This window comes from Aquabacterium sp. (assembly GCF_036279675.1).
Lineage (GTDB): Bacteria > Pseudomonadota > Gammaproteobacteria > Burkholderiales > Burkholderiaceae_C > Aquabacterium.
Genome location: NZ_DASUIS010000071.1, coordinates 21402 through 30480, shown reverse-complemented (window position 1 = coordinate 30480; position 9079 = coordinate 21402). Strand labels below are relative to the sequence as shown.

The following is a 9079-nucleotide window of genomic DNA, read 5'->3' as shown; positions in this document are numbered from 1 at the left end:
ATGGCAGACATGCCCGCTGAGCGATTGGCACGCTTCTTCACCAGGCAGGACGGTGCATACCAGATCAGCAAGGCCATCCGTGACACCGTGCTGTTTGCGCAGCACGACGTGATTCTGGATCCCCCCTTCACCAGGCTGGATCTGCTGTCGTGCCGCAATGTGCTGATCTACTTCAACGCCGAATTGCAGCATCGCCTGATGCCCTTGTTTCATTACAGCCTCAAGCCCGGTGCGGTTCTGGTGCTGGGCAACTCCGAAACGGTCGGGCGTTCGCACGCGCTGTTCACGCCCTACTCGCCCAAGTCACGCATCTATCTGCGCAACGAGCTCACGCTTCATGCAGGCGCCGTGGACTTTCCCGTCAACCGTCATTCGTCGATGCGCCCTCCGGCGCAGGAGCTCGTTGTGTCCAGCACATCCTCACCTCACCCGGCCAATCTGCAAGCCCTGGCGGACCACGTCCTGCTGCAGACCATGTCCCCCCCGGCTGTCCTGATCAACGCGGAGGGCGACATCCTCTACATCAGCGGGCGAACAGGCAAATACCTGGAACCTGCAGCCGGCAAGGCCAACTGGAACATCCACGCCATGGCCAGGCCCAGCATCCGCACGCAACTCGCGGTGGCCATCCGGCAGGCCCTCAGAGAGAACAAGCCTGTCGATCTGCGAGGGCTCAGAGCCACCGAGGAGACACCGCACGCACTCAACATCACCGTGCAACCGCTGCATGAGCCCAAGGCACTGGAAGGCATGCTCATGATCGTGTTCAAGGAGTCCTTCGAGCCGCTGGACAGCCAGACCATCGCCTTGAGTACCGGCCCCCACATGGACCACACACTCACCAGCGAGCTGGCCAGAGCGCGTGATGAAATCCAGGCCCTGCGTCAGGACATGCAGGCTTCCAAGGAAGAGCTGCAAGCCGCCAATGAAGCTTTGCAATCCAGCAACGAGGAGCTGCAATCAGCCAATGAAGAACTGACGACCTCCAAGGAAGAGGCGCAGTCGATGAATGAAGAGTTGCAGACCATCAACGGCGAACTGCAGGCCAAGCTGGACGACCTGGCACTGGCACAAAGCGACATGCAGAACCTGCTCAACAGCACCGACATCGCCACGCTGTTTCTGGACAATGAGCTCAATGTCCGCCGCTTCACCGAGCAGGCCACACGCATCTTCCATCTCAGGGAAGCCGATGTCGGGCGCCCCTTGAGCGACCTGGCCAACACCCTGAACTACCCGGATCTGCACCAGGACGCCCGAGAAACGCTGCGCACACTCAGCTCCTGCGAGAAGCAGATTTCGACCACCGATGGCCATTGGTACACCGTGCGCATCATGCCCTACCGCACCCTGACCAACATGATCCAGGGGGCGGTACTGACCTTCGTGGACATCACGGTATCCAAGGAACTGGAAGCGCGTCTGCGGCAGCGTTGACAGCCCGAGGCGCGCCGTTGGCCGCCACCTGGGAGAGTTCGGCCCGCAAGACGGCCCACGCTGCCCGTGCATCAACGACGTCCACTTCCAGTTGCCAGCGTCTGGCATGCGACTGCATCAACGCCTCTTTCAATTGCAGCAGCGCAGATTGACACTCCTGCGCCAACTGTCGTCGACCTGCTGGCGAGCGCTCTTCCACTGTCCCGTAAACCCTCTGGCTGATGGCGTTGACCAGGCTCAGGCAGTCACTCATCAACAAGTGGTTGCCAGCATCAGCCAGGGCAGGCGCCCTGAACGTCAGCGGCCGCGTTCGGATGGCCGGGCATGAGTTCAACACACCAGGAAGGTTTGCAAAACCGACGCGACGGTCTGTCAAGGTGTGATCGCGGCTGAGCATGTGGGTGGCTCCATGACGTGTGCAGACACCAGCCACGACCAACTGGGAGGAAGGCCATGCCGGCAAAGCCTTCGGTTGCGCCTGACATCCGGAGGGCAGCAGCACAGTCTGAACACGTCCGCCGACACTGGCTGTCTGATACCGCACAGAACAGGTCCTGCCCGCACCAGGACACGCTGCTCAAGGTGGCAGCGTGCTCATCAAGCCACGAAACACCCTGGATGTGGCCGACACCATGGTGGCCTTGCTTTCACGATAGCCACCGAGCACCCAATGCAGCACGCACTGGCTCACAGCACCGGCCAGCGCCAGACCTACCATGCGTATCTCATCCTGATCCTTCGTCCCCAGATCATCAAAGCGCTGACGGGCCACGTTCATCACCAGATTGCCGAACCCATCCATGGTGTCGTTGTACATCTTGTCGACGCGAGGGCTCACGCCCAGGACTTCGATCCAGATGACACGCGCCACGCGCGGATCTGAAACGTGGGTGAACACGGCATCCAGCCCTGCCTCGATGGCACTCATGAAATCGGTGTCGCTACCGGCCGTGGCCAAAGCCACGACCACGCATTGCGCCAGCGCTTCGCACTGCTGCCGATAAACACCCATCAACAGGTCTTCCGTCGTGTCGAAGGATTCGTAGAAGTAGCGATCTGTCAACTCGGCCTGTTTGCAAAGGATGCGCACCGTGGCCGCCCGGTAACCCAGGGTGCCAAAAACCTGCAGGCCGGCGTCCAGGAACTGCTGGCGGCGGCGCGTGCGGCGCTCTTCCAGGTTCTCCCCCCCGTAAACGCGGCCCTTTTTGTCGTCACTCGTCACAGATTTCGTCATACCCGTATTTGACGACAATCGACTTCACTTGTAAACTGACGACAGACAACATCACTTACCAATTTCCACACGCTTCGCAGAATCATGCAGACCTACACCGCAATCATCATCGGCAGTGGCTTTGGCGGCCAGGCTGCAGCCATCAACCTCAAGAAAAATGGCATCAACGATTTCCTGATGCTGGAGCGCCGTGCCTGGATCGGCGGCACCTGGAGCCAGAACAGCTACCCCGGCGCTGCGGTGGACGTGCAATCTCCCTTGTATTCGCTCTCGTTCGAGCCCTACAAGTGGTCGCAGATGTTTGCAGAGCAGCACGAACTGGTGGAGTACACCAAGCACGTGATCGCCAAGCACAAGCTGGAAGAGAAAGTGCGCCTCAATGCCAACGTGAACAAGGTGCAGTGGGATGAAGCCCAGCAGGTCTGGCAGATCCACACCGATGGCGCCGGCACCTTCCAGGCCAAGTTCCTGATCAATGCCTCGGGGCCACTGAGCACGCCCGTGATCCCCAATTTCAAGGGCCGCGACACCTTCAAGGGGCACAGCTTCCACACCAACTCGTGGGATCACGACTACGACTACAAGGGCAAGCGCGTGGCCATCATCGGCAGCGGCGCGTCGGCTGCCCAGGTGATCCCCGCCATCGCGCCCGATGTGGGCCATCTGGATGTGTTCCAGCGCACGCCGCACTGGGTGCTGCCCCGCCCTGACCGCGTGTTCTCGGATTTCGAACGCTCGCTGCTGGGTTCCAAGTTGATCTACAAGGCCCTGCGCACCATCATTTACTGGTCGCTGGAAAGCCGTGTGATCGGCTTCAAGTACTCCAAGACCATGCTCAATGTGGTGGCCCAGAAGGCCGCACTCAAGAACATCAAGCGGCAGCTGAAAGACCCCAAACTGCAGGCCGCCGTCACGCCCGACTACACCATCGGCTGCAAGCGCATCATCCTGTCGAGCACGCTCTACCCAGCCCTGGCGCGCCCCAACGTGACGCTGCACACCAAGGACGACGGCATCGCCGAGATCAACGAACGCGGCATCCTGACCACACAAGGCAAGCAGGTTGACCTCGACCTGATCATCTACTCCACCGGCTACGACGCCACCGATGGCGTGATCTCCTACCCGGTGATCGGCAAGGGCGGCAAGTCCGTGGGCGATGTCTGGAAAGAGTTCCCCCGCGCCTACCTGGGCACCACCATGCCCGGCTTCCCCAACCTGTTTGTGGTCACCGGCCCGAACACCGGCATCGGCCATACATCGGCCATTTTCGTGATCGAGGCGCAGATGGAATACATCATGCGTGCCATCAAGGCGGTGCAGGCTCGCAAGGCCAGGTCCATCGAGATCAAGGCCGACGCCGAGAACGACTACACCACCATGATCCACCGCGAGATGAAGCAGACCGTGTGGCAATCGGGCGGCTGCCACAGCTGGTACCAGAGCAAGAGCGGCCACGTGATCGCCATGTTCCCCGGCTTCAGCTTCACCTTCCGTCGCATGTGCCAGGCCTTCAAACCTGCACACCACTTGTTCACATGAGCCCCTGAGGCCATGACGAGGAGACAACCCGCATGAAAGACTTCAAGAACAAGGTAGCCGCCATCACGGGCGCAGCCTCGGGCATGGGCCGCACACTGGCTTTGGAGCTGGCACGCCGCGACTGCCATCTGGCCTTGAGCGACGTGAATGAAGCCGGCCTGGCCGAGACCGCTCAAATGGCCGGCAAGCTGGGCGTCAAGGTCACCACCGCGAAGTTGAACGTGGCCGATCGCGAAGCCATGAATGCCTGGGCCGATCAGGTGGCACGCGACCATGGCAAGGTCAACCTGATCTTCAACAATGCCGGCGTGGCCCTGGGGGCCTTCATCGAAACAGTCAAGCCCGAAGACTTCCAGTGGATCATGGGCATCAACTTCTGGGGCGTGGTCTGGGGCACGCAAGCCTTCCTGCCCCACCTCAAGAAATCGGGCGACGGGCACGTGGTCAACACCTCAAGCCTGTTCGGCCTGCTGGCCTCGCCCACACAGGGCACCTACAACTCATCCAAGTTCGCGGTGCGTGGCTTCACCGAAGCCTTGCGCCAGGAACTGGATCTGGAGAACTGCGGCGTGAGCGCCACCTGCGTGCACCCGGGTGGCATCCGCACCAACATTGCACGTGCTGCCAAGATGGACCACAGCATGGCCGCCAGAACCGGAGGCGATGCCGAAGCCGCACGCTCACGGTTTGACAAGATGCTGAACGTGACCACGGCGGAAGGCGCGGCCTTGCAGATCCTGCGGGCGGTTGAGCGCAATCAACGCCGTGTGCTCGTGGGGCCTGATGCCAAGCTGCTGGACTTCATGGTGCGGCTGGTGGGGTCCTGGTACCAGCCCATCTCGGCCTTCATGGCGCGCAAGATGCTGGCAGGTTGAACACAGCGCTTTCCCGCACGACATGTGGTGCGCACCATGCGCACCTTTTTTTCTCTCTCCAAAACATCATGGCAATCAAGAAGACGACGGCTGTGGCCGCAGCATTGGCCGCACTGGCGCTGGGCTGGGCCTACACCACCTATCCCGCCATCGGGCAACTGACGTATGACGTGACAGCGGGCATCGAATCCCGCCTGTACGGCCTGCACAAGGAAGTGGTCACCGTGGAAGGCATTCCCATGACCCTGTACCGATCTTCCAGCCAGGGTCCGGCCATCGTCATGATCCACGGCTTCAGCGCCGACAAGGACGTGTGGGCGCGCTTTGCTCGACACTTCAGCGGGCACTACCAGGTCATCATCCCGGACTTGCCCGGGCATGGTGAAACTGGTTTCAAGCCCGAATGGAGCTACACGATCGAGGCCCAGACACGCCGCATCGCTGCGCTGATGGACCAGTTGCAGATCAAGCAGGCGCACATCATCGGCAACTCCATGGGCGGCTTCATCACCGCGCAATTCGCCGTGAGCTACCCGCAACGCACGCTGTCTGCAGGGCTGGTAGATCCGGCCGGGCTGCCCTCGCCGCACCCCAGCGAGATGCGCGTGATGCTGAGCCAGGGCCAGAACCCCTTCGTGTTCAGCACGCGGGAAGGCTTCCATCGCTTCTACCCGATGACCATGGCATCGCCGCCCTTCATGCCCGGCTACGTGCTGGACGCCATGGCAGATCGTTACATCGCCAGACGCGATCAATTGACGCAGATCTTTGCCGAATCCCACAAGGAAACCGATCTGCCCGTGCGCATCCGCGAAGTGAAGGTGCCCGTCATTCTGATGTGGGGCAAGCAGGATCGCCTCATCGACGTGTCCAGTGTGCCCGTCTGGCAAGCGGCACTGCCTCAGGCGCAAGTCCACGTATGGGATGGCATTGGCCACATGCCCATGGTGGAGACCCCCGCCGTCACGGCAGAGGCCTATCAGCGCTTCCTCAGCGGGCTGTGACGCCTGCGCTGGCCACCTCGCATGGCGGCCAGTTCGGCATCAGCGCGGCACGACAAAGGTGCTGCGCTCGACGACCTTCACCGACTGCCCGAATGCACCCAGCTGCTCGATGCCCATGTTGATCGGCACGATCTGACCGACCAGGTTGGCCGCGGTATTGGCATCCAGCCTGATGCGCACGCTGATGTCTCTGTTCTCTGAAGGTGCCAGTTCAACCGTCTGCGCGTTGTCCACCCGCATCCCGTAGACGCCGTGTTCGGCGCTCACGTCCACGCGGTAGCGCTGGGGCAGCTCGGTGGCGTTCATGATGTGCAGGCGATAGACGTTCTCGATCACACCATCGTCCACCATGCGCGCCATCACGCCACGATCGCGAATGATGTCCACCCGGAACGGCGCACGGGTCATCAAGCTGAAGGCCAACACGGTGATCCCCAACAGCAAGGCGCCGCCGTAAATGGCTGTTCGCCAGCGCATCACACGCTTGACCAGGGTCGATCGGCTCCACCCCTTGTCCAGCCCGTTCTGCGTCGAGAATCGGATCAGGCCACGCGGGTAGTTCATCTTGTCCATGACCGTGTCACAGGCGTCGATGCAGGCGCCGCAGCCGATGCACTCCATCTGAAAGCCGTTGCGGATGTCAATGCCCACCGGGCAGACCTGGACGCACATGGTGCAATCCACGCAATCGCCCAGGCCCAACTGCGCCCTGTCGGCCGACTTCGATCGCGATCCACGTGATTCACCTCGGGCTGCGTCATAGCCGACGATGAGCGAGTCGCCATCGAGCATCACGCTCTGGAAGCGCGCATAGGGGCACATGTACTTGCAGACCTGTTCACGCAGGAAGCCGGCATTGCCGTAAGTGGCCAGGCCATAAAACACGCTCCAGAACAGCTCCCAGGGGCCGGCCGTGAAGCCCGCGATGGAGGCCAGCAAGGTCGGCATCGGCGTGAAATAGCCCACGAAGGTCAAGCCAGTCCACAGGCTGAACACGCCCCAGGCGGCATGCTTGCCGCCGCGCTTGATCAGCTTCTGCCCGGACCACGGCGCCGCGTCCAGCCTGATGCGGGACAGGCGATCTCCTTCGATACGCTGCTCGATCCACATGAAGATCTCGGTGTAGACCGTCTGCGGGCAGGCGAACCCGCACCACAGGCGCCCCGCTATCGCCGTGAAGAAAAACAGCGCCAGCGCGCTCAGCACCAGCAGCGCCGCGAGGTAGATGAAATCCTGCGGATACAGGACCAGATCGAAGATGTAGAAGCGCCGGCTGTTGAGGTCAAACAGCACGGCTGGCCGACCGTGCCAGGGCAGCCAGGGCAAGCCGTAGAACACGAGCTGCGTGAACCAGACCATGGCCCAGCGCCAGTTGGTGAACCAGCCTTTGGTTGAGCGTGCCTGAACTTTCTTGTGCGCCTCGAAAAGGGAGCCGTGCTGCGGCAGAGCGTTAACGGGCTTGATGGGGATGATGCGAGGCTCGGTGCTCATGGACTGTTCCGTGCAATCTGAGTGATTGCCGGGGTCGAACCATAACATTCATTTCAAATACACATTTGAAAGCCCCCTTCGTTCACGGGGGACAGCCCTTGCCGCGAAACGAAGCGCGAACGGTCAAAACGAACAGGCCGGGCACCACATGACGCCAGACAAGGCGTCGAAAAGCATGCAGATGCCTCTATTTCTGTGCAGTTGTGCATTATTTGATTGGTTCCGTTTACGTCATAAGCGCGCCATAAATGATCACTTTCGAATCATAACGAATCCATTTTCGTTTCTTTTCGAATCGATATGACGCTCACTTAAGGGATATCCCGCAACGACCCCTATCTGACAGACTTCATGCAATCGTTGTTCTTGAACGCTCCGAAACGCGCCACTTCGCGCCATCCAGCGGCCCCGGAACACCCTGTTGCTCAACTTGAACGGAAGTCCACCATGCACATCGCCGGCGTCGCCTTTGCTTACCCAGAACGCACCGTCTCCAACGCAGAAATGCTGCAGATCGTGGCCGACCAGAGCCGTGAAGGCTTCCAGGGCGACCTCAACGTGGCGCTGCAAACCATCGAGCACTACCTGAACTACATCGGCTCGGTCAATCGCCACTGGCTGGCCGAGGGTGAGCAGGCCTTCACCTACACCGAACGCGCCATCAACGATGCACTGGATCAGGCTGGCCTGGAAAAAGACGACATCGACCTCTTGATCCATGCCAGCGTGGACAAGCGCGTGATCGAACCGGCCATGGCCTTCTTCGTGGCCAAGGCCATGGGCATGCACAAGACCCAGTGCTTCGACGTGACCGAAGCCTGCGGCAGCTGGACCCGCGCCACCCAGATCGCGCAGGCCTTTCTGGCATCCGGCCAGTTCAAGAACATCCTGATCGTCACCGCCGAGTACGCCTGCCATGAGGGCCAGCCCCTGGCGCAGAACCACAAGCTCACCAGCCTGGCCGATCTGGAATGGGCGTTCGCCAGCTACACGGTGGGCGAAGGCTCCACTGCCACCATCCTGACGGCCGACGGCGACAAGCCCTGGCAGTTCGACAACCGCACCTTCACGCAGTTCGCCGACCTGTGCATGTCGCCCATCATCGATGACGACATCGAGACCATGCGCATGGGTGACCTGTCCATGGCTGGCAAGGGCCGCCTGCGCTTCATGTCCTACGGCAAGAAGATGCAGGACAACACCATCGGCGATCTCGAAGAAATGATGCGCGAGAACCCCATCCCCGTTGACGAGGTGGACCTGTTCATCCCGCACACCAACACGCTGACCGCCTGGCGTGACCTGGAAAAGCGCCTGGACAAGAAGATCCCCTACATGTTCATGCTGCCCGAATACGGCAACCTGGTGACCAACTCCGTGCCCGCAGCCCTGGCCGTGGCCGAGAAGGAAGGCCGCCTGGAACGTGGCCACAAGGTCACCGCCTTGATGACGGCAGCCGGCATGTCCTACACCCGCTACAACTTCGTTTACTGATC

7 protein-coding genes are annotated in these 9079 nt (G+C 61.0%); 5 read left to right on the top strand and 2 right to left on the bottom strand.

All coding sequences use genetic code 11. The annotated features are described in order from the left end of the window. Nucleotides 1–1437 (top strand): PAS domain-containing protein (locus tag VFW93_RS08620; RefSeq protein WP_329693588.1); only part of this gene is annotated, 1437 nt, incomplete at its 5' end. A gap of 577 nt (nt 1438–2014) precedes the next feature. On the opposite strand, the gene VFW93_RS08615 is transcribed toward VFW93_RS08620, so the two are convergent. Beyond that, nucleotides 2015–2671, bottom strand: coding sequence for a TetR/AcrR family transcriptional regulator (locus VFW93_RS08615; protein ID WP_329693587.1), 657 nt, complete (start codon nt 2669–2671; stop codon nt 2015–2017). Between the two features lie 84 nt (nt 2672–2755). Here VFW93_RS08615 and VFW93_RS08610 point away from each other — a divergent pair, with 84 nt between their 5' ends. The 3 genes from VFW93_RS08610 to VFW93_RS08600 all read left to right on the top strand — a co-directional run bounded on the left by VFW93_RS08610 (nt 2756) and on the right by VFW93_RS08600 (nt 6092). Next, nucleotides 2756–4213 carry an NAD(P)/FAD-dependent oxidoreductase gene (locus tag VFW93_RS08610; protein WP_329693586.1) on the top strand — a complete coding sequence of 486 codons (1458 nt, stop codon included), beginning with the start codon at nt 2756–2758 and terminating at the stop codon, nt 4211–4213. A gap of 32 nt (nt 4214–4245) precedes the next feature. Beyond that, a complete protein-coding gene (locus VFW93_RS08605) occupies nt 4246–5088 on the top strand; it encodes an SDR family NAD(P)-dependent oxidoreductase (protein ID WP_329693585.1) in 843 nt (280 codons plus the stop codon). Nucleotides 5089–5156: 68 nt separating this feature from the next. Continuing rightward, nucleotides 5157–6092, top strand: a complete 936-nt coding sequence (locus VFW93_RS08600; protein ID WP_329693584.1) for an alpha/beta hydrolase — start codon at nt 5157–5159, stop codon at nt 6090–6092. A gap of 39 nt (nt 6093–6131) precedes the next feature. On the opposite strand, the gene ccoG is transcribed toward VFW93_RS08600, so the two are convergent. Beyond that, a complete protein-coding gene (gene ccoG / locus VFW93_RS08595; protein ID WP_329693583.1) occupies nt 6132–7583 on the bottom strand; it encodes a cytochrome c oxidase accessory protein CcoG in 1452 nt (483 codons plus the stop codon). A gap of 447 nt (nt 7584–8030) precedes the next feature. Between ccoG and VFW93_RS08590 the strand changes: the two genes are divergently transcribed. Then, nucleotides 8031–9077 carry a 3-oxoacyl-ACP synthase III family protein gene (locus VFW93_RS08590; RefSeq protein ID WP_329693582.1) on the top strand — a complete coding sequence of 349 codons (1047 nt, stop codon included), beginning with the start codon at nt 8031–8033 and terminating at the stop codon, nt 9075–9077. Nucleotides 9078–9079: the final 2 nt, after the last annotated feature.